14 protein-coding genes and 1 pseudogene are annotated in these 19,784 nt (G+C 74.7%); 2 read left to right on the plus strand and 13 right to left on the minus strand.

What is annotated here, in order from left to right:
• Positions 1–8: 8 nt before the first annotated feature.
• The 5 genes from AB0442_RS06595 to AB0442_RS06615 form a co-directional block, all read right to left on the minus strand.
• The gene (locus tag AB0442_RS06595) at positions 9–2,768 is read right to left on the minus strand and encodes a GNAT family N-acetyltransferase (RefSeq protein ID WP_366161041.1); all 2,760 of its coding nucleotides are present in this window, start codon (positions 2,766–2,768) and stop codon (positions 9–11) included.
• 269 nt (positions 2,769–3,037) lie between these two features.
• On the minus strand, positions 3,038–3,679 hold the full coding sequence (locus AB0442_RS06600; protein ID WP_366161043.1) for a hypothetical protein: 642 nt from the start codon (positions 3,677–3,679) through the stop codon (positions 3,038–3,040).
• A gap of 47 nt (positions 3,680–3,726) precedes the next feature.
• Entirely contained in the window at positions 3,727–4,248 is a 522-nt protein-coding gene (locus AB0442_RS06605) for a flavodoxin domain-containing protein (protein ID WP_366161044.1), read from the minus strand.
• 351 nt (positions 4,249–4,599) lie between these two features.
• Positions 4,600–7,521 (minus strand): FtsX-like permease family protein, encoded by a 2,922-nt coding sequence (locus AB0442_RS06610; RefSeq protein WP_366161045.1) that lies wholly within the window; start codon positions 7,519–7,521, stop codon positions 4,600–4,602.
• A 2-nt stretch (positions 7,522–7,523) separates the two neighbouring features.
• Positions 7,524–8,255, minus strand: a complete 732-nt coding sequence (locus AB0442_RS06615; protein ID WP_366161046.1) for an ABC transporter ATP-binding protein — start codon at positions 8,253–8,255, stop codon at positions 7,524–7,526.
• 226 nt (positions 8,256–8,481) lie between these two features.
• Between AB0442_RS06615 and AB0442_RS06620 the strand changes: the two genes are divergently transcribed.
• The gene (locus AB0442_RS06620) at positions 8,482–8,721 is read left to right on the plus strand and encodes a DUF1918 domain-containing protein (RefSeq protein ID WP_052390738.1); all 240 of its coding nucleotides are present in this window, start codon (positions 8,482–8,484) and stop codon (positions 8,719–8,721) included.
• A gap of 152 nt (positions 8,722–8,873) precedes the next feature.
• Here AB0442_RS06620 and AB0442_RS06625 read toward each other — a convergent pair whose 3' ends face one another.
• From AB0442_RS06625 to AB0442_RS06655, 7 genes are all read right to left on the minus strand, one after another.
• A complete protein-coding gene (locus tag AB0442_RS06625) occupies positions 8,874–9,731 on the minus strand; it encodes a universal stress protein (RefSeq protein WP_366161047.1) in 858 nt (285 codons plus the stop codon).
• A 166-nt stretch (positions 9,732–9,897) separates the two neighbouring features.
• Positions 9,898–12,282, minus strand: coding sequence for a phosphoketolase family protein (locus tag AB0442_RS06630; protein WP_366161048.1), 2,385 nt, complete (start codon positions 12,280–12,282; stop codon positions 9,898–9,900).
• A 257-nt stretch (positions 12,283–12,539) separates the two neighbouring features.
• The gene (locus AB0442_RS06635; RefSeq protein ID WP_366161050.1) at positions 12,540–13,325 is read right to left on the minus strand and encodes an HPF/RaiA family ribosome-associated protein; all 786 of its coding nucleotides are present in this window, start codon (positions 13,323–13,325) and stop codon (positions 12,540–12,542) included.
• Positions 13,326–13,347: 22 nt separating this feature from the next.
• Positions 13,348–14,343: a carbamate kinase gene (locus tag AB0442_RS06640; protein WP_366161052.1), complete on the minus strand. Its 996-nt coding sequence runs from the start codon at positions 14,341–14,343 to the stop codon at positions 13,348–13,350.
• 2 nt (positions 14,344–14,345) lie between these two features.
• Positions 14,346–15,350: an ornithine carbamoyltransferase gene (gene argF, locus AB0442_RS06645; RefSeq protein ID WP_366161053.1), complete on the minus strand. Its 1,005-nt coding sequence runs from the start codon at positions 15,348–15,350 to the stop codon at positions 14,346–14,348.
• 23 nt (positions 15,351–15,373) lie between these two features.
• Positions 15,374–16,597: an arginine deiminase gene (locus AB0442_RS06650; protein WP_366161054.1), complete on the minus strand. Its 1,224-nt coding sequence runs from the start codon at positions 16,595–16,597 to the stop codon at positions 15,374–15,376.
• 20 nt (positions 16,598–16,617) lie between these two features.
• Positions 16,618–18,174: an amino acid permease gene (locus AB0442_RS06655; RefSeq protein ID WP_366161056.1), complete on the minus strand. Its 1,557-nt coding sequence runs from the start codon at positions 18,172–18,174 to the stop codon at positions 16,618–16,620.
• Between the two features lie 407 nt (positions 18,175–18,581).
• Here AB0442_RS06655 and AB0442_RS06660 point away from each other — a divergent pair, with 407 nt between their 5' ends.
• Entirely contained in the window at positions 18,582–19,241 is a 660-nt protein-coding gene (locus tag AB0442_RS06660; RefSeq protein WP_366161057.1) for a hypothetical protein, read from the plus strand.
• An 85-nt stretch (positions 19,242–19,326) separates the two neighbouring features.
• On the opposite strand, the pseudogene AB0442_RS06665 reads toward AB0442_RS06660, so the two are convergent.
• A pseudogene (locus AB0442_RS06665) lies at positions 19,327–19,653 on the minus strand (DUF4389 domain-containing protein); the annotation flags it as partial.
• Positions 19,654–19,784: the final 131 nt, after the last annotated feature.

Consider the following 19,784-nt stretch of genomic DNA (forward strand, 5'->3'; position numbering starts at 1 on the left):
CCTTGCCGTCAGCGGCGACCTGGGCCGCCCGTCTCTCCAGCCTCTCCTGTCCGGGCCTGCCCTCGCAGTCTCCGCAGGTAGGGGTCGAAGGAGGGCCTGGGCTCGACCCGGACCCGGGCGTCGACGCAGACGACCCCGTCGGGCCGGGCGATCAGCGGGTTGAGGTCCACCTCGACGACCTGCGGCAGGTCGCAGGCCAGCGCGGAGACCGCGGTGAGCACCCCGCGCAGGCCCGCCGGGTCCGCGCCGGGCGCTCCGGGCCGGCCGAGCAGCAGGGGCGCCGCCCTGAGGTCCGCGGGCATGGTCTGCAGATCGCGTTCGGTCAGCGGGGCGAAGCGGGTGGTGCGGTCGCCGAGGACGTCGGTCGCGGTGCCGCCGAGGCCGAGCAGGACCAGCGGCCCGAACACCTCGTCCTGCACCGCGCCGACCAGCAGTTCGAGGCCGGGTGCGGCCATGGGCTGGAACACCACGCCGGCCGTCCGGTCGCCGAAGCGGTCGTGGAACTCCCGGTAGCACTCCCGTGCCCGGGTCTCGCCGACGATGCCGAGGCTGACGGCGCCCTCGGCGCTCTTGTGCACCTGGTCCGGCCAGTACGCCTTGGCCGCGAGGCGGCCCTCGTGGCCGAGCGGGCCCAACTGCCGGGCGGCATCGGCGGCCTCGTCCTCGGTCCGTGCCAGGACGGCGGTGGCGAGCGGCAGCCGGTAGCGGCCGAGCAGGTCGGTGGTGGTCTCCGGGTCGAGCCATCCGCCGTCGGGCCGGGCGGCCAGGTACGCGTCGACCAGACCCCGGGCGCCGGCGGTGTCGGCGGCCGGCGGGGCGGCCGGGGCGGAGGGCGGTTCGGCCAGCCATCGCGCCCGGTCCCGGGCGTGGGCGAGGGCCCGCGCGGCGGCGGCCGGGTCCGTGTAGGAGGGCAGAAGTCCGCCGTCCGCGCAGGTCCGGTACCGGACGGGCACCTCCTGGTCCAGCAGGACGGCCGCGACCGGCAGCTGCCGGCGGCCCGGGCCGTCCAGCAGGGCGTGCAGCGGTCGGTCGGCGTCGTGCTGGACGAGCGCGGTCGGCACGAGGCAGACCAGCAGGGCGTCGACGGTGTCGGCCCGCGCGAGCGCGTCGAGGCAGGCCCTGAGTTCGGCCGGGTCGACGTCCGCGGTGGTGTCGACCGGGTTCGCCGTCCCCGCCCCGGCGGGCAGCAGGCCGCGCAGCTCGGCGACGGTGTCCGCGGGCAGCGGCGGCAGTTCGAGCCCGGCCTCGGCGCAGGCGTCCGCGGCGAGGATGCCGATCCCGCCGGCGTTCGAGACCACCGCCACGCGTCCGCGGCCGTCGGGCAGCGGCTGGGCGTGCAGCAGGGCGGCGGCCCCGACGAGTTCGGCGATGCTGTGCGCGGCGGTGATCCCGGCCAGGCGGAAGAGCGTCTCCCGGGTGACGGTCGGCGTCGCGGCGGCGGCCGTGTGCGAGGCGGCGCCGCGCCGGCCCGCGTCGGAGCGCCCGGCGTCGACGGTGAGCACGGGGAGGGTCCGGGTGACCCGCCGGGCCGTCCTGGCGAAGGCGCGCGGGCTGCCGAAGGACTCCAGGTGCAGCAGGGCCAGGTCCGTCCGGCCGTCGCTCTCCCACCACTGCAGCATGTCGTTGCCGCTGACGTCGCACTTGTCGCCGAGCGAGACGAAGGTGGAGACGCCGATGCCCAGCCAGGCGAGGCGTTCCAGCAGGGCGATGCCCACGCCTCCGGACTGCACGGCGACCCCGGCGGTGCCGGGCAGCGGGAACGCCCCGCCGAACTCGGCGTCCAGCCGGACCCCCGGGTCGGTCTGGACGATGCCCAGGCTGTTCGGCCCCACCAGGCGCATGCTGTGCCGCCGGCAGCTGTCCACCAGCTGCCGTGTCTGCGCCGCGTCCACGCCGGAGGCGAGCACCACGAGGGCCTTCGCACCGGCGCGGCCGCACTCCTCGGCCGCGCCCGGCACGGCCGCCGCCGGCACGGCCAGCACGGCGAGCTCCGGTGCCCCGGGCAGGACGGCGATCCCCGGGTACGCGGGCTCGCCCGCGATCACCCCGGTGTGCGGGTTCACGGCCCACACCGGCCCGGTGAAGCCGCCGCGGCGGAGCTTCAGCAGCACCGTGCGGCCCACCGACCCGGCGCGGCGGGACGCGCCGACGACCGCGACCGACCGCGGGCGGAGCAGGGCGGCGAGGCTGGCCAGGTCGGCCGTCCGGCCGCGTTCCTCGACGGCGCGCAGGTACCCCTCGTCGTCCTCGTCGAGCGGGACGCGCACCCGGATCTCGCCGTGGTCGAGGTGCCGGTGGACGGGCAGCCCGAGGTCGGAGAAGACCTTGTGCACGGCCCGGTTGCCGGCCAGCGTGTCGGCGACGAACTCGTGGATGCCGCGTTTGCGGGCGGCGTGAACGAGGTGCTCGACGAGCAGGGTGCCGACGCCGCGGTGGTGCCAGGCGTCGGCGACCGCCATCGCCAGCTCGGCGCTCCCACCCGGTCCGGTGGCTTCGCAGTCCGCCTCTCCCACCAGTTCGCCGTCCGCCCAGGCACCGAGGGCGAGGACGTCGGCCCGACCGGGTCCGCACAGCCGGTCGGCGACCATCGCCGCGGACCGGCGGCTCGTGCCGAGGAACCTCATCCGGCGGCTCTCGTCGGACATCCCGTGCTCGTGCAGGTCCAGGACGGCGGCCCGGTCCCCGGCCCCGACGGGCCGGACGAGGACGGTCGTCCCGTCGGCGAGCAGTGCCTCCGCCGCGGACACCGGCGGCTCGGTGACGGACATGACGACTCCCTCCGTCCGGCCCTGCACCGCTCGTGCGGCCCCGGGCGCTGCTCCCTCCACCGTCCTCCCGTGCGGGAGGTACGGCCAGGGCCGATGGGCCCGCAGCCGAGTCTTCACATGGCGCTCGGGTGGACGAATCAGGGGCGCGGGGAACTGCGCAGTCCGGGATCGGTGCTCCTGAGGAATCGGGCTCACCCCTGGTCCGAGACGTGGCCCCATCCGAATCGCACGGTTCCCCGCGCCCCTGGATCGACCACCGGGCGCCCTTCCTACCGCTCGCCGCCGGTGCCGGGCCGGTCCGTGCGGCCGGACCAGAGCGGTTCGACCGCCGTCCAGTCGTCCTCCCACGCGTCGGCGGCCCGGTGGTCGAGCACACCGCGGCGCAGCACGAAGACGGCGGTGGACACCGTGCCCGCGGCGGCCAGTGCCATCAGGCCGTAGCTGGCCGCCGACACCGCCAACTGGCTGTCGGGCGGGACCGGTTCGGCGGCGGCGCCGGCGTCGTCCACCCAGATCGGCACCTGCGTGCCCTGCGGCGTGCCGCTCGGGACCGTGACGGTTCCCGTCCTGGTCGCTCCGGCGAGGGTCCAGGTGGCCCGCGCGGTGGCGGCGTCGAGCGGCCGGTCCCCGGTGTCGACGGCCGCCGCGAGGGTCGTGGCGGTCACCTGGTGGCGGTGCGGGGCCGTCCGTCGGGCGTCGGCCCGCATGTCGTGCAGCAGGACCTGGGCGGTCACCAGGGCGGCGGCGACCGAGAGGACGGCGAGCAGCACGGCGCCGACGAGCAGCCGGCTGCGGGCGCGGTCCGCCGTGCGGCAGAGCGGGTTGCGGTCGAGGCCGGCGGCCCGGCGCAGGTGGCGGAGGACCGGGCGGCCCGCCTCGGACGGGCGGGGCGACATGGATGCGGCGGACATGGCACGCCTCCTCGGGTCTGCTGCCGGGGCAGTGTCGTGACGGACCGTCAGCCCTCGGCCGGGCCGGCTTCGTCCGCGCGGAGTTCGGCGCCGATCTCCTGTGCCCAGCGCCGGATGTGCTCGGGGCTCCGGAAGTCGCCGCCCTTGCCGTGCCGGACCATGCTGCGGGCGACGAAGCCGGGCGTGTCGGCGGTCAGGCTGCCGCCGAAGGTGACGTGCCCCCGCGCGTGGAGGTGCTCCAACTCCTCGGCCACCTGGGCCACCGGCGGGATCTCGTGCTGTTCGGCAGAGCTGTCGACCGGCCCGCTGCTGAACAGCCAGACCGGCCGCCGTGCCAGTTCGTCGGCGTGGCGGTGGGCGCAGCGGAGCGCATCGCGCTGCCAGTGGTTCATGTAGAGCGCGCTGCCGAGGACGACGGCGTCGAAGTCCGCCACGGTGGTGACCTCGGCTGCGGGGACGACCTCGGTCGCGAAGCCCTCCTCGTCCAGGACCCGCCCGATCTCCTCGGCGATGCCGGCCGTGGCGCCGTGCTTGCTGCCGTACGCCACGAGGACCCGCTGCTTCGTCATGGTGTGCCTCCCGCGGAATCGGTCCCCTGAGGGGCCGGCCGGGCTTGTGCTTCCAGTTTCGTCCCGGTCCGGTCCGCGGCGACAGGGCCGCGTGTCCCGTTCCCGGGGCCGAACGGTCCCTGCCTGCAGGGGAGGCCGGGGTGTGCGATGGAGGGACCGGGACCCACGGGAGCAGGAGGGTGTCGTGCAGGTCTCGTCGGTTGCGCGAGTGCGCACGGTTCGACCCGGCGGAATGCCGATGCGCTCGCCGAGCGGCCGGTACGGCGAGCACACGGACCGGGACGGGGTGGACGCGTGGGCGGCGGCCGTCGCGGCGGAGCTCCGGGGGGGGCGGCGGGCGGCTGAGGGCGGTCAGTCCGGGAGGCGGACGGCCAGGGCGGGCCTGATCCGTGCGGCGCGCCGGGCCGGGCCAGCTGCGGCGAGCAGGGAGGCGGCGAGGGTGAGGGCGGCGAGGACCGCGATCTGTGCCCATTCGACGGGGAAGCCGCCGTCGAGACCGGTGAAGGCGGAGCTCTTCTGGTACATCAGCCAGGTGGTGAGGACGCCGAGGGCCGCGCCGAGCAGGGTGCCTTCGAGGGCGACGAGTCCGCTCTCCCACAGGAAGGACCGTTCGACGGTGCGGGCCTGGCAGCCGAGGGCGCGCAGCACGCCGATGGTGCGGCGGCGTTCGCGGACGGCGCGGACCATGACGACGCCGAGCCCGGTGATGCCGATCAGCAGGCCGAGGGCGAGGAAGCCCTGCATGAGCCGGAAGAAGGCGGTGTTGGCGGCGAACAGCCGGTGCACGTCGGCGGCGATCGGGGTGGCGACCAGGCTCGCGGAGAGGTGGCTGCCCTGCAGCCGGCCGGCCAGGTCCTCCGGCGATGTGCCGGGGGTGGTGCGGATCAGGGCGGCGGCGGTCTGCGCCTGCGGCCCGAACTGCGTACGGACGGCCTGCTCGCCCGTCACCAGCGGGTAGACGGTGGCGCTGCTGCCCGTGCCGGGGTAGAAGGCGAGGCCACTGGTCAGCACCCCGGCGATGGTCTTCGGCTCGGCGCGGCCGGTCACCGGGTCGGTCAGGGTGAGGGTGTCGCCGGGGGCGTAGAACTTGCCGCTGGGGCCGCCGGTGTGGCCGAAGAAGTTGTCCAGGACGACGTAGTCGGGGTGGGTGGCGAGGGCGTCCCAGACGGCCTTGTCGTCGGGCAGGCCGGGCAGGCGGTCGCGGAAGGCGATGCCGCTGGTCGCACCGTCGGGCACGCCGACGACGGAGGTCTCCAACGGCGCGGGGGTGCGGTGGCCGGGGTCGGTGGCCTGTCCGCGGGCCTCCAGCAACGGGGCGACGGCCTCGATCTGCCGGGCGAGCGGGCCGGTGCGCAGGTCCGTCAGGGGGTTCGCGGCCCGGGGGTTGTAGTCGACGCGGAGGGTGTAGCCGGCGGTGGCGTCGGCGGCGGCCTGGTCGATGCTGGCGTTCATGATGCCGCTGATCTCGGTGAGCAGTACCAGGACGAGCACGATCAGGGTGTACATCACCATGGTCGAGCCGGTGCGGAACCGTTTGGCCAGCGGGTACGCGGCGGCGAGCCGGGTGGCGAGCCCCTGCTGGGTGGGGCGGTCCGTCAGGCGCCGCAGCGGCCGCAGCACGGTGTGCTGGTTCTCGCTGACCAGGACGACGGCGGAGAAGGCGGCCAGGGTGCCGAGGATGACGTAGACGGCCATCGACGGCGTGTCGAAGACGCGGGGGCGGATCACGCTCGCCGCCAGCGTCCACAGCAGGACCAGCGCGGCCGCGATGCTGGTGGCCGCCCGGCGCGGCATCACCCTGGACGCGGCGGGCACCGCGAACGCCACGGCCAACGCGGGCAGCAGGTAGGTCTGTTCGGCCTGGCTCCGGGCGAGGGCCGGGACGGCGGCCAGTGCGCAGAGCAGGCTCAGGGCCGTGGAGACGGCGACCCGGCGGCGGCGCGGCCGGCGGCCGGACTCGACCGGCAGGTCGCGTACGGCGGCGATGACGTTGAAGCGGCTGATCCGCGCGCTGGTGGCGGCGATCGCGGCCAGGGCGATCACCAGGCCGAGCGCGGCGCCGTTGACGAGGCTGGTGGGGGTGACGGCGAAGGCGATGTCGAGGCCGCTGCCGTCGACCGACCAGCTGCGGAAGATCTGGGCGGCGGCCACGGCGACGCCCCAGCCGACCGCGATGCCGACGGCCACGCCGGGCAGTGCGGCGGCCAGTGCGTAGAGGGCCCCTTCGATGCTGAACGAGCCGACCAGGTGGGCCCGTTTGAGCCCGACCGCGCGGAGCATGCCCAGCTGGGTCTTCCGCTCCTCGGCGAGCATCACGAAGATGTTCACCAGCAGCAGGGCGCCCGCGATGATGCTGAAGCTGCCGATCATCAGGAAGAGCGCGCCCAGGGCGTCGCCCGTCGCGGCGGCCTGGTCGAGGACGGTGTGCTTGGGGGTGTCGACGGCGGCCCGGCCGGCGTCCGGACCGAGCGCACTGCGGATCTCGGCGGTGACGGGGCCGGTGAGCCTCTCGCCCGTCTCGACGCCGCCGCGGTTGGACACCAGGGTCACCGCGTGCGTGGCGCCCGCTCCGGCGGCGTCCAGCGTGCCGGGCGGCAGGAAGGCGTTGCGGTTGACCCGTCCGCCGAGTCCCGTCCCCGCGAGGCCCTGCTGCGGGACGACCCGGGCCACCGTGAACTCGGCGGCGTGTCCGTTCAGGTACAGCGTGACGGGACGGCCTGCGCCGGTCTTCAGCGACCGGGCGAGGGTTTCGTTGAGCACGACCTGGCCCGGAGGCGGTGTCGGTCCGGCGAGCCCGGAGGGGCCGCCGTCGGCGCCGAAGCGGGCGGCCGCGTCGAAGTCGATCTGCCAGGCCAGCACCCGGGGTTCGGCCACGGGCTGTGCGGTGTGGGTGTTGACCGCCGCGGCCTGCGCGACCTCGGCGGTGAGCAGGCCGTCGACGTCGGGATCGGCCGCCAGCGGCCGGAGCCGGTCGGCGATCGCGCGTCCCGCGGCCGGGTCGGTGCTGACGATCCGTTCGTCGACCGGTCCGAGGGTGCGGTAGGCCTCCTGGCGGACGGAGAAGTTCAGGGTGTCGCCGACGACGAGTGCGCCGACGATGATCGCGGTGCCGAGGACGGATCCGGTGACGACCAGGGCCGCCTCCGTCCGGCGCCGGGCGACCTGGCGCAGTGCCAGGCGGCGCACCACGGGCTTGCGGACGGCGACGAGCAGCAGCGTCAGCAGGGCGGCCCCGAGGACGCCGAGGAGCGGGAGGAGGAGGTTCGGGTACATGGTCAGCCCGTCGACTGCAGCTCGGGTTGGCGGGTGTCGGAGACGAGCCGCCCGTCGCGCATCCGGATGACGCGGGGCAGCCGGGCGCCGATGGCCTCGTCGTGGGTGACCAGCACGATGGTCTGGCCCTCGTCACGGTTGAGGGTGTGCAGCAGGTCCATCACCTGGGCGGCCATGGTGCTGTCCAGGTTGCCGGTGGGTTCGTCCGCCCAGACCACGGCGGGCCGGGCGACCAGGGCGCGGGCGATGGTCACGCGCTGCTGCTCGCCTCCGGAGAGTTCGCCGGGCCGGTGCGCGGTGCGGTGGCCGAGGCCGACGCGGTCCAGCATGGCTTCGGCCCGGGCACGGGCCTCGCGCGGCGCGGTGCCGGTGAGCAGCAGCGGGAGTTCGACGTTCTCGGCGGCGGAGAAGACCGGGATCAGGTTGAAGGCCTGGAAGACGAAGCCCATCGCGCGGGCGCGGTGCTCGGTGCGTTCGGCGTCCGACATGGCGAACAGGTCGCGGCCCTCGACCTCGACCCGTCCCGCGTCGATGTCGTCCAGCCCGGACAGGCAGTTGAGCAGGGTGGTCTTGCCCGATCCCGACGGGCCCATCACGCCGACGAGTTCACCGGGCAGGACGGTGAGGTCGAGGTCACGCAGCGCGGTCACCTCGACGGTGCCGGTCCGGTAGACCTTGCGGACGCCGGTGGCGGCCAGCAGCGGCCGCGGTGCGTCGCTCGTCGGGGTGGACATGGCCGTCTCCTCGGTGCGGGCGGTCCCCGACTCCCAGCCTCGTCCGGCGGGCAGCCGGCCCCAAGTACCGACCGGCCCGATGCCCGCGGCGGACGGGCCCGCCGGTCGGCGGGGCCGGTCGGCCCGGGCAGGGTGCCCGCCCGACCCTGGCGTCGCCGGCGGATCCCTGCTGGTCTGGAGCCGGGGCCCGGCGCACCCGGGAACGCTTCGAGGACGGAGGCCCGCCATGAAGGCCGACATCGGCGACCGGGTCATCGTGAACGCCACCCGGCCCGGCGCCGCGCGCCGCGACGGCGAGGTCGTGGCACTGCACCACCCGGACGGCAGCCCGCCGTGGGACGTCCGCTGGTCGGAGTCCGGCCGGGTGTCGATGTTCTTCCCCGGTCCGGACACCCAGCTGCACCACTTCGAGCACCCGGGGCGGGACCTGCGGCCGGCCGGTGTGCTCCACACCTTCGCCGACTGAGGCCTCGGCCGCGTCGGGTGCGCGGCCGGCGGCCGCTTCCGGGGAGCGCGGCCATGCGCGGCCCCGACTCCAGGGCCACCTGCGCCGCGCCCCGCGGACGCGGCCCGGACCGCCGGGGGTCCGGGCCACGGGAGACGGGCGTACGGGTGTGCTCACCCGTGCGGCACGACGGCGACCGGGCCGTGGGCGTGGTGCAGCACCGTGTGCGCGGTACCGCCGAGCCGCGGGGCCGCGGGGAGCAGCCGGGGTGTCCGGCGGCCCAGCACCACCAGGGCGGCCGAGCGTGACGCCTCGACCAGGGCACGCCCGGCCGGCCACCCGGTCACCTCGGCCTCGGCCCTGACCTGGGGGTACTTCTCCCGCCAGCGCGCGAGCGCGTCCTGGAGCCGCACCGTCTCGGACGCGGCCATCGACTCCCTGATCTCCGGCCGGGCCCTCGGGGTGTCCGTCACGTAGGGCCCGGCGGGCAGGGTCACGCTCTCCAGCGCCCGCAGACCGGTGCCGTACTCGGCCGCCCGCGCGAAGGCGAAGGCCAGGACCTCGTCGCAGGGCCTGCTGCCCTCCACACCGACCACCACGTCGCCGCCCGTACCGCCGGCGTCCGCGCCCGACCGGACCAGGATCACCGGGCACGCGGCGTGCGCCGCCGCCTGCAGCGCCACCGACCCGAGGACCAGCCCCGCGGCCCCGCCCCGCCCGCGCGAACCGAGCACCAGCATCCCCTCCCGCTCCCCTGCGGCGGCGAGCGCGTGGGCCGGGCTCCCGGGCACGTGCTCGCAGCGGATCTCCAGATCGGGCAGTGCGTCCACGAGACGGTTGCGGAGCGCGCGCACCTCCTCCGGCAGCGGTTCGGCCGGGTCGCCGGGCTGCTCCGACAGCGGGGCCTCCGGCCCCCCTGCGTGGATCATCCTCAGCGTCCGGCCGCTGCGCCGGGCCTGCCGGGCCGCCCACTCGGCCGCCGCCGTGCTCTCCGCGGAGCCGTCGACCCCCACCACCACGGACTGATTCATGATCACGTCCTCCTTCGTTCGGTGTCGCGCGGCACCGGTGCGCGCGCGACCTCGTCCCTGCAGGACAGGTTCTCGGCGAACGCCCGGCGGCCACAGGGGCCGGGCAGCCCCGGACCGGGCCCGAAGGTCCCGGTCCGGGGCTGCGCCGAGGATGTCGATGTCGCGGTCAGCCGCTCCAGCTCCAGTCGGCGACCTCGGGCAGGTCGGTGCCGTGTTCGCGGATCCAGTCGTGGTGGTGGGTTCGCCGGTCGGCCATCTCCTGTCGCACGGCGGCGGCGCGGACGGCGAGGCCGGGGACGCGGTCGATGACGTCCATGACCAGCCGGTAGCGGTCGAGGTCGTTGCGGACGACCATGTCGAAGGGCGTGGTGGTGGTGCCGGACTCCTTGTATCCGCGCACGTGGAGCTGGGCGTGGACGGCCCGGCGGTAGGCGAGGCGGTGGATCAGCCACGGGTAGCCGTGGTACGCGAAGACCACCGGCCGGTCGCGGGTGAAAAGGGCGTCGAACTCGGAGTCCGGCATGCCGTGCGGGTGCTCCTCGGCGGGCATCAGCCGGGCCAGGTCGACCACGTTGACCACCCGTACGGCCAGGTCGGGCAGGTGGCGGCGCAGCAGGTCGGCCGCGGCCAGGACCTCCTGGGTGGGGACGTCGCCGGCACAGGCCAGGACCACGTCGGGTTCGCGGCCGCCGTCGTCCGTGCCCGCCCACTCCCAGATTCCGGCGCCCCGGGCGCAGTGGGTGCGGGCCTCGTCCAGCGTGAGCCAGTCGGAGCAGGGCTGCTTTCCGGCGACGACGACGTTGACGTAGTCGCGGCTGCGCAGCACGTGGTCGGCGGTGGCGAGCAGGGTGTTGGCGTCCGGCGGGAAGTAGACCCGGACGGCCTCGGGGCTCTTGTTGAGGACGTGGTCGACGAAGCCCGGGTCCTGGTGGGAGAAGCCGTTGTGGTCCTGGCGCCAGACGTGCGAGGTGAGCAGGTAGTTGAGCGAGGCGATCGGCGCCCGCCAGGGCAGGGCGCGTGTGGTGCGCAGCCACTTGATGTGCTGGTTCACCATCGAGTCGACGATGTGGACGAACGCCTCGTAGCAGGAGAACAGGCCGTGGCGCCCGGTGAGCAGGTAGCCCTCCAGCCAGCCCTGGCAGGTGTGTTCGGAGAGGATCTCCATGACCCGGCCGTCCCGGGCGAGGTGTTCGTCGACGGGTAGCGTGTCGGCCTGCCAGGCCTTGCCGGTGGCGGCGTAGACGGCCTGGAGCCGGTTGGAGGCGGTCTCGTCCGGACCGACCAGGCGGAAGTCCCGGCGGTCGGCGGTTGCGGCCATCAGGTCGGCGAGCAGACCGCCCAGGACCTGGGTCGGTTCGTGGCGGGTGGTGCCCGGCTTGTCCACCGGAACCGCGTAACGGTCCAGGTCCGGCAGCGGCAGGTCGCGCAGCAGCAGGCCGCCGTTGGCGTGCGGGTTGGCCCCGAGCCGGCGGGTGCCGTCGGGTATGCACGCCAGCACGTCGGCCGCGGGCCCGCCGTGCTCGTCGAAGAGTTCCCGGGGACGGTAGGAGCGCAGCCAGGCCTCCAGCTGGGCGAGGTGCCCGGGGTGGTCCCGGACGTGGTCGAGCGGCACCTGGTGGGCCCGCCAGGTGCCCTCCACCGGCAGGCCGTCGACCTCGGCCGGGCCGGTCCATCCCTTCGGGGTGCGCAGCACGATCAGCGGCCAGTGCGGGCGCCGGGTGGACCCGTCGGTGCGGGCCTCGTACTGGATCGCGGCGATCCGGTCCAGGGCGGTGTCCATGGCCTCCGCCATCGCCCGGTGGACGGCTGCCGGGTCGGCGCCGGTGACGTACAGCGGGAGGTGGCCGTAGCCGCGCAGCAGGGCGTCGAGTTCGCCCTCGGGCAGGCGTGACAGCACCGTCGGGTTGGCGATCTTGTATCCGTTCAGGTGCAGGATCGGCAGCACCGCGCCGTCGTGCACCGGGTCGAGGAACTTGTTGCCGTGCCAGGAGGCGGCCAGCGGGCCGGTCTCGGCCTCTCCGTCGCCGATCACGCAGGCGACCAGCAGACCGGGGTTGTCGAAGGCCGCGCCGTACGCGTGCGAGAGCGCGTAGCCGAGCTCGCCGCCCTCGTGGATCGAGCCCGGGGTCTCCGGCGCGACGTGGCTCGGCACCCCGCCCGGGAAGGAGAACCGGCGGAACAGCCGGGCCATGCCCGCCTCGTCCCGGCTCACGTCCGGGTACGTCTCCGAGTAGCTGCCGTCCAGCCACGAGTTCGCCAGCACGGCCGGGCCGCCGTGTCCGGGGCCCCAGACGCAGATCGCTTCCAGGCCGCGGTTCCTGACGACCCGGTTGAGGTGGGTGTGCACCAGGTTCAGTCCCGGCGAGGTGCCCCAGTGCCCCAGCAGCCGCGGTTTGATGTGCTCGGGGCGCAGCGGCTCGCGCAGGAGCGGATTGGCCATCAGGTAGATCTGTCCCACCGCGAGGTAGTTGGCGGCCCGCCAGTGGGCGTCGAGCGACCGCAGCTCCTCCTCGGACAGGGCGCCGGGCTGCGTGCTTGGGGTAGCGGGCATGTCGGCTGCCTCCTCGGCATCGGTCCGGGCGGCCGCCGCGCGGCGGCCCGGGCCATCGTCACCCGCTGCGACCGCCCGGGCACAGGGCCGATCGGTCCCCGGAACCCGATCCGGGTCGGGACCTGTGGCCCCCGCGAGCAGCCCGATCCGCGCCGCACCACGACAACGTGCAGGAACCGGGGACGGCCCACACCGTCCCCGGTTCCGCGTTCCGTTCCCGGCCGGCCCCCCACGGCCACCGGGTCGGACCGGTGTCGCTACGACACGGGAGTGATCAGGCCGTAGTGGCCGTCGTGCCGGTGGTGGAGCACGTGGCCGCGGCCGGTCTCGACGTCGATGAAGAACACGAACGGCAGACCGCTCAGGTCGAGCCGCTCGACCGCGTCGGCGACGGTGAGTTCCGGCGCGCCGACGGTGCTCACCGGCAGGCCCGGGACCTGCTCGGCCCGGGGACCGCTCGTGGCCAGCCGGTACCCGCCGTCGGCGGCGTCCCGGTGCACCACGCTGTCGCCACCGCCCGCCGTGTCCGTGAACAGGTGGAAGTCGTAGTCCATCGCCTCCAGTTCGAGCACCGCCTCCCAGGCGGTCTGCCGTGCCGGGCCGTAGGACGTGTGCCGCACGATCCTGCGGTCCCCGGTGCTCCGGGCGGACCGCTGCGGGCGGTGCCCGTGGCCGGTGCCGTCGGCCCCGGTGTCCGGGGCCGTCCCGTGGCGGCGGTGGTGGTCGTGGTGCCGGCGGACGCGGGCGATCCGCGCGTTCAGCCGGTCCTGGAGCAGGTCGATCGCCTCCTGCATGGTGGCGGCCGCCACGTGGGCCCGTACGGGCCTGCCGTTGAGGTCGACCACGGCCTGGGCTCGGGAGGGCCGGGCCACCGCGTGGTTGGGCTCCTGGGTGAGCTTCACCCGGGCGGCGAGGACGGGCTCGTCGAGCCGCTCCAGCACGGCGAGCAGCTTCGTACGGGCGTAGTCGGGCGCGACCAGGGTGACCTCGCCGCGGGTCTCCACCAGGACGCCGGGGGCGGACCGGGGCTGCAGACGGTTCATCAGATTTCCTTTCCCGGTGGGTTCAGACAGCCGTGCGGGACACTGCCGGGCCGAGGGCCGCAGGTCCCGTCGGCGCGGACCTCCGTCCCGTGTCCCCGGCCGGGGACAGCGCGCGGACGGTGGTGCCGGTGGTGCCGACGAGCGCGCCGAGGGCGTCGTCCAGCGGGCCGATGACGGCGGGGCGGCCGGTCCGTTCGGCGAAGGCGGCCGCGGCCTCGGCCTTGGGACGCATGGAGCCTTCGGGCAGGTCGAGTGCGCGCAGTTCACCGGGGGTGGCCGTGGTGAGCGGGCCGGGGCGGGAGGCGCCGAAGCGGGTGAACACGTGGGTGACGTCGGTGAGGATCAGCAGGGCGTCCGCGTCGAGCTGCTCGGCGAGCAGGGCGGCGGTGAGGTCCTTGTCGACCACGGCCTCGACGCCGCGGACGCGCCCGGTGTCCGGATCGCGGACGACCGGAATGCCGCCGCCTCCGGCGGCGACCACCACGGTTCCGGTGGCGAGCAGTGCGTGGATCGCCGGCATTTCGGTGATCGCGACCGGCCGCGGAGAGGGCACCGTGCGGCGCAGACGGTCGCCGTCACGGGCGGTCGTCCAGCCGCGTTCGGTCCCCATCAGCCTGGCCTGGCGGTCGGTCAGCTGTCCGCCGACGAACTTGGTCGGCCGACGGAACGCCGGGTCGTGCGGATCGACCTCGGTGTGGGTGACCAGTGCGGTCACGCTCCGCCCCGGCAGGCGGGCCGCCAGCTCGCGGACGAGCAGGGTGCCGATCATGCCCTGGGTCTCGGCACCGACCACGTCCAGCGGGTAGGGCACGGTCAGGGCCGGGTCACTCTCGCTCTCGGCGGCGAGCAGGCCGACCTGCGGACCGTTGCCGTGGGTGATCACCACCTCGTGTCCGGCGAGGACGAGTTCGGCCAGTGACCGGGCGGCGTCGTGGACGTGGTGCTGCTGGACGGCGGCGTCGGGGTGCTCCCCGCGCCGGAGCAGGGCGTTGCCTCCGAGGGCGGCGACGATGCGCATGATCACTCCCTCCCGAGGGTGGCGACGAGGATCGCCTTGATGGTGTGCATGCGGTTCTCGGCCTGCTCGAAGACCAGCGACGCCGGCGACTCGAACACCTCGTCGGTCACTTCGAGGCCGTCGAGTCCGTGCTGCTCGGCGAGTTCGGCGCCGAGGTCGGTGCCGCGGTCGTGCAGGGCGGGCAGGCAGTGCAGGAAGGCGGTGCCGGGGTTGCCGGTCGCGGCCATGACCCCTGCATTGACCTGGTACGGCAGCAGCAGGTCGATGCGCTCCTTCCACCGGCCGTGGTCCTCCCCCATCGAGACCCAGACGTCGGTGTACAGGTAGTCGGCGCCGCGCACGGCCTCGTCGACCTCCTCGGTGAGGGTGAGCCGGGCGCCGCTGTCCCGGCCGCGCAGCAGGCACTCCTCCACCAAGGACGGGTCGGGCCAGAGCTCGCGCGGCGCGGCGACGCGCACGTCCATCCCGAGCAGACTGCCCATCGCCATCAGCGAGTTGGCGGTGTTGTTGCGGGCGTCGCCCAGGTAGCAGAAGGAGATCCGCTCCGGCGGCCTGCCACTGTGCTCACGCATGGTGAAGACGTCGCAGAGGCTCTGGGTGGGGTGGCACTCGTCGGTCAGGCCGTTGTAGACGGGGACGCCGGCGTGCGCGGCGAGTCCGGCGACGGTGGCCCGGGCGAAACCGCGGTACTCGATGCCGTCGTACATCCGGCCGAGCACGCGGGCGGTGTCGGCGACGGACTCCTTGTGGCCGATGTGGGAGCTGTCGGGGCCGAGGTAGGTGGTGGTGGCGCCCTGGTCGGCCGCGGCGACCTCGAAGGCGCAGCGGGTCCGGGTGGAGTTCTTCTCGAAGATCAGCGCGAGGCGGCGGCCGGTCAGCCGCGGGGTCTCGGTGCCGGCCCGTTTGGCGGCCTTCAGCTCGGCGGCGAGGTCGAGCAGGTGGTGGATCTCGGCCGCGGTGAAGTCGAACTCGGTCAGGTAGTGGCGGCCGTTCAGGTTGACGGTCATGGCGGGTTCGTCCTCCGGGTGGGTCAGTCGACGGGATCGCGCTGGATCGGGCAGCTCATGCAGCGGGGGCCGCCGCGGCCGCGGCCGAGCTCGGAGCCGGCGATGGTGACGATCTCGATGCCCTGCTTGCGCAGGTGGGTGTTGGTGGTGGTGTTGCGCTCGTAGCCGACGACGACGCCGGGTTCGAGGGCGAGGAAGTTGCTGCCGTCGTCCCACTGCTCGCGCTCGGCGGCCCGGGCGTCCTGCTCGGCGGAGAGGAGGCGGATCTTGTCCACGCCGAGCGACTCGGCGAGGGAGGCCGCCAGGTCGGCGTCCGGGGTGACCTCGAGGCCGCTGGGCCGTTCGGGGGCGGGGGTGAGGGTCCACGAGCGCAGCCGGTCGGCCAGGCCGGGGTGGACCGCGAAGGTGTCCCGGTCGATCATCGTCAGAACGGTGTCGAGGTGCATGAACGCCCGGCTCTCCGGCAGCCGCACGGCGATCACCCGGTGGGCGGCGCCGAACAGGAAGAGGTTCTGGGCCAGCAGCTCGACCGCCTGCGCGGTGGTGCGCTCGCCCATGCCGACCATGACCACCCCGGGGGCGAGGACGTGGACGTCGCCTCCCTCCAGGCTCGGACCGGGGCCGACCGCGGTGCCGTCCAGCAGCGGCGGCGCGGTCTCGGCGAACAGCGGGTGGAAGCGGTAGATCGCCGCCGTGTGCAGGGTCTCCCGGCGGCGGGCGGGCCTGGCCATCGGGTTGAGGCTGTAGCGGGCGCCGATCCAGCAGGAGTTGTCGCGCGGGAAGAGGTGGTTGGGCAGTGGCGGGAGGGCGAAGTCCTGCTCGCCCAGCGTGTTCCAGAGCAGGCTGTGCGGCCTGCGGATCGGCAGGTCGTTCTTGAGGACGCCGCCGATCAGGTACTCGGCGAGCGTCGTGCCGTCGAGCTGCTCGCACAGCTCCCGCACCGGCTCCACCAGGGCCGGGCCGACGGCGGCCGGAGTGACGACCTGGCCCAGCAGCCAGGCACGGGCGGGTGCCAGGTCGAGGGTCTCGGCGAGCAGCTCGGCGTAGTGGTGGACGCGGACGCCGTGGTCGCGCAGCACCTGGGCGAAGGCGTCGTGCTCCTCGCGGGCCCGTTTGACCCACAGGATGTCGTCGAAGAGCAGCTCGTCGACGTTGCGCGGGGTGAGCCGGGAGAGTTCCAGGCCGGGGCGGTGCAGGATCACCTGGCGCAGCCGGCCGGCTTCCGAGTCGACACGCAGAGTGGACATGTCGGTGTGCTCCTTGGTTCTCAGTGCTGGTGGCGCGGCGTCAGCGCGCGACGGAGGAGGGTGGGCAGGCCCGCACGGCGTGCACCGCGGGCCGCCGCGGGCAGCGGCTCCCCGTGCCCGGCCTGCGCGGTCCCGGTGGGCGAGGTCCCGGTGGGCGAGGTCCCGGTGGGCGAGGTCCCGGTGTGCGGAGTTCCGGTGGGGGCACCGGTTCCGGCCGTGCGGGTGCGCGGGCGCTTCAGCCAGATGTACGCGGGGATGCCGAGCAGGATGGTGAACAGGCCGTAGTAGACGGTCTGGTAGCCGCTGCCCTGGATGGACCAGTAGCAGAACGCCAGGGCCGCGACGGCGACGGTGGTGTCCCGGACGAGGCGGCGCCGGTCGCGCTCCTCACGGCCGTGCTGCACGAGCCAGAGCAGCTGGGCGGCGGCCGCGACCAGGTACGGGACGGCTGCGGTGAGCACGCTCAGCAGCACGATCCCGGTGAAGACCTGGGTGAAGCGGGTGTAGCTGACCACGGTGAGCACCGAGGCGAGGACGGTCGCCGAGAGGATGCCGAAGGCCGGCACGCCGGCGCGCCCGCGGACCTTGGTGAAGGCGGACGGGAAGAGTCCGTCCCGGGCGGCGGCCATCGGCATCTCGGCGCAGATCAGCGTCCACCCGTTGAGTGCGCCGATGCCGGAGACGATCGCCGCCGCCGCGACCAGGTCACCGGCCCAGTGGCCGCCCGCGACGGTGTTCACCGCGTCCGTGAACGGCGCGGTGGAGGAACCGAGTCGGGCGTGCGGCACGGTGCCGAAGACGGCCAGTGTGCCCAGCAGGTAGATCGCGGCGCACGCCAGCGTGCCGTACACCGTGGCACGCGGGACGTTGCGCCTGGGATCGCGGACCCGTCCGGCGGCCACCGAGGCGGTCTCCAGGCCGATGTAGCTGAACAGGGCGATCGCCCCCGCCGCCGACACCGCCCCGAGCGCCGACGTCCCGCTGGCGTTGAAGGCACCGAAGTTCCCGGACTTCACGAACAGCAGGCCGACCGTGCCCATGAAGGCCAGCGGCAGGAACTTCAGCACCGTGGTGACGATCTGGAACGCGCCGACGGCCCGGACGCCCGTCAGGTTGACGACGGCCGGCACCCACAGGCCCGCGAGCGCGATCGCGATCGAACCACCGGTGTGGTGTCCCTTGTTGACGAACACCTCCACGTAGCCGACCCAGGCCACCGCGATGGCCGCGTTGCCCGCCCAGGCGGTGATCCAGTACGACCACGCGGTGAGGAACCCGGCGAACTCCCCGAACGCCTCCCGGGCGTAGACGTACGGTCCGCCGCTTCCCGGCACCCGCTCCGACAGCCGGCCGAAGGTCACCGCCAGGGCCAGGGCTCCGATCGTCACCAGGGCGAACGCCACCAGGGCGATCGGCCCGTACGGGGCGAGTGCGGACGGCAGCGCGAAGACGCCGGTGCCGATGACGCTGCCGACCACCAGTGCGGTCGCCGCCGGCAGGCCGAAGCCGCCGGCCGTGCCGGACGGGCCGTCATCCGGGTTTCTCCGCAGGGCCTTTCCACGGCCGTGTAGGGACATCACGCGCTCCTTTGCGGTGTGCTCGGGGAAGCGGGCGGACACTGCTGTGCCCGTGACCCACGGTGAAGATCCTCGGAGAGAGGCCGGGTGCCCTCCCAGGGACCGACGGCCCTGTCCTCCTCGCCGGCAGTCCCGTCGCCCGTGCCCCGATGGTCCCGGCCGGGGCGGTCGGGCTGACGGTTCGTCGCCGGACCGGACACGCCGTCCCGCTCGCGGAGCCGTGGCCGGTCAGGGACCACCGGCCCTCCGGTCGGCCCGGTCGGTCCCTGTGCCTGCCCGGACCGTGGCCCGCAGAGTTCTCGAACGAGACCTGCGGGAGCCCTTGGCCCTGCACCACCCGGCTGCCGAAGAGCGGGTGGCGGCGGTCCGCTCCCGACCGTGCACCCCCGTCCGCAGAGGAGTCCCCGATGGCCGGCACCCACGTCACCCGCGTCACCCGCGTCACCCGCCCATGGCAGCGCCACCTGCGCCGGGCTCTCGGCACCGAGCACAACGCCCTGGCCCGGGCCGCGGACCGCTCCCGCAGCCGCTCGCTCGTCCTCGCCGTGCTCGCGGTCGTCGTGGCGGCCCTGCTCGGCGCCGTGGCTGCCCGAGCCGACCTCGGCTCGGCCGAACGGCGTGCCGAGGCGGCGGCGCCCCGCCTGCACCGCATCGACGCGGTCCTGCTCACGCCGGCCCGGAACTCCGGTGGCACGGCCGATGCCGTGGCCGGCCGCTACCGTGCCGCCGCGGCCTGGACCTACCCCGCCGGACAGCACAACACCGGCACCGTCCAGCTGGACCGGCCGACCCAGACGGGCGCCACGACGACCGTCTGGGTGGGCGACTCCGGGCAGCTCGCCCCCGCGCCGCCCAGCACCGCCGATCTCGTCTCCGACGCGGTGAGTCTCGGCCTGTTCGTCTTCGGCTGCCTGTCCCTCCTCACCGCCTGCGTCCTCGGTCTCCGCCTGACCGGTCTGAACCGCCGGGCGGACGCGGCCTGGCAGCACTCGTGGGCCGAGCTCGAACCCGTCTGGAGCGGACGAGCCGCCCGCGAGCCCGGCAACGGCGAGGCCCGCCGCGGCTGAACCGGACCGCCCCGGAGGCTCGGGCCCAGGCCCGCGTCCGGCGCGCCGTCCACGACCCGCCGCTGTCCGCGGTCCGCGGGTCGGGTCACCTGCCCGGTGCAGGCATCGGGCAGGTGACCGGGTCGGTGGCGCCCTGGTCGAGGCGGAAGGGCGGGTACACGTCGGTCATCAGCGCCGCGTACGCGACGACGCGGAAGACCCAGCGGTTCAGCCCGACGATCAGGTCGAAGATGCCCGCCGGATAACGGGCGGTGAAGGCCGGCGGCACACCGGCGAAGAGGGCGAGCAGACCGATCAGACCGCCGCCGCCCCGGTCTCCTGCGCCGCCGAGGAGGAAGCCGAGGACGGCGTCGTGCGGGAGCGCCAGCAGCCACCACTTGACCAGCACCAGCCCCCGGGACAGCCGCTCCGGGCCGTCAGGATGCACGTTCGCTCCTCCCGACCGAGGCCCTCCCCGTCCGGTCGGGACGGCGTCTGCGCGCAGTGTCCGGACCTGCACTTCCGTCGTGCGATGAACGGGCAGCCGTCGCGCGACGGACTCGC

This window comes from Kitasatospora sp. NPDC085895, assembly GCF_040702125.1.
Lineage (GTDB): Bacteria > Actinomycetota > Actinomycetes > Streptomycetales > Streptomycetaceae > Kitasatospora > Kitasatospora arboriphila.

Excerpts from the sequence above, each read along its gene's own strand:
- AB0442_RS06595 (WP_366161041.1), bottom strand. The coding sequence starts at position 2,768 with ATGTCCGTCACCGAGCCGCCGGTGTCCGCGGCGGAGGCACTGCTCGCC.
- AB0442_RS06600 (WP_366161043.1), bottom strand. The coding sequence starts at position 3,679 with ATGTCCGCCGCATCCATGTCGCCCCGCCCGTCCGAGGCGGGCCGCCCG.
- AB0442_RS06605 (WP_366161044.1), bottom strand. The coding sequence starts at position 4,248 with ATGACGAAGCAGCGGGTCCTCGTGGCGTACGGCAGCAAGCACGGCGCC.
- AB0442_RS06610 (WP_366161045.1), bottom strand. The coding sequence starts at position 7,521 with ATGTACCCGAACCTCCTCCTCCCGCTCCTCGGCGTCCTCGGGGCCGCC.
- AB0442_RS06615 (WP_366161046.1), bottom strand. The coding sequence starts at position 8,255 with ATGTCCACCCCGACGAGCGACGCACCGCGGCCGCTGCTGGCCGCCACC.
- AB0442_RS06620 (WP_052390738.1), top strand. The coding sequence starts at position 8,482 with ATGAAGGCCGACATCGGCGACCGGGTCATCGTGAACGCCACCCGGCCC.
- AB0442_RS06625 (WP_366161047.1), bottom strand. The coding sequence starts at position 9,731 with ATGAATCAGTCCGTGGTGGTGGGGGTCGACGGCTCCGCGGAGAGCACG.
- AB0442_RS06630 (WP_366161048.1), bottom strand. The coding sequence starts at position 12,282 with ATGCCCGCTACCCCAAGCACGCAGCCCGGCGCCCTGTCCGAGGAGGAG.
- AB0442_RS06635 (WP_366161050.1), bottom strand. The coding sequence starts at position 13,325 with ATGAACCGTCTGCAGCCCCGGTCCGCCCCCGGCGTCCTGGTGGAGACC.
- AB0442_RS06640 (WP_366161052.1), bottom strand. The coding sequence starts at position 14,343 with ATGCGCATCGTCGCCGCCCTCGGAGGCAACGCCCTGCTCCGGCGCGGG.
- argF (WP_366161053.1), bottom strand. The coding sequence starts at position 15,350 with ATGACCGTCAACCTGAACGGCCGCCACTACCTGACCGAGTTCGACTTC.
- AB0442_RS06650 (WP_366161054.1), bottom strand. The coding sequence starts at position 16,597 with ATGTCCACTCTGCGTGTCGACTCGGAAGCCGGCCGGCTGCGCCAGGTG.
- AB0442_RS06655 (WP_366161056.1), bottom strand. The coding sequence starts at position 18,174 with ATGTCCCTACACGGCCGTGGAAAGGCCCTGCGGAGAAACCCGGATGAC.
- AB0442_RS06660 (WP_366161057.1), top strand. The coding sequence starts at position 18,582 with ATGGCCGGCACCCACGTCACCCGCGTCACCCGCGTCACCCGCCCATGG.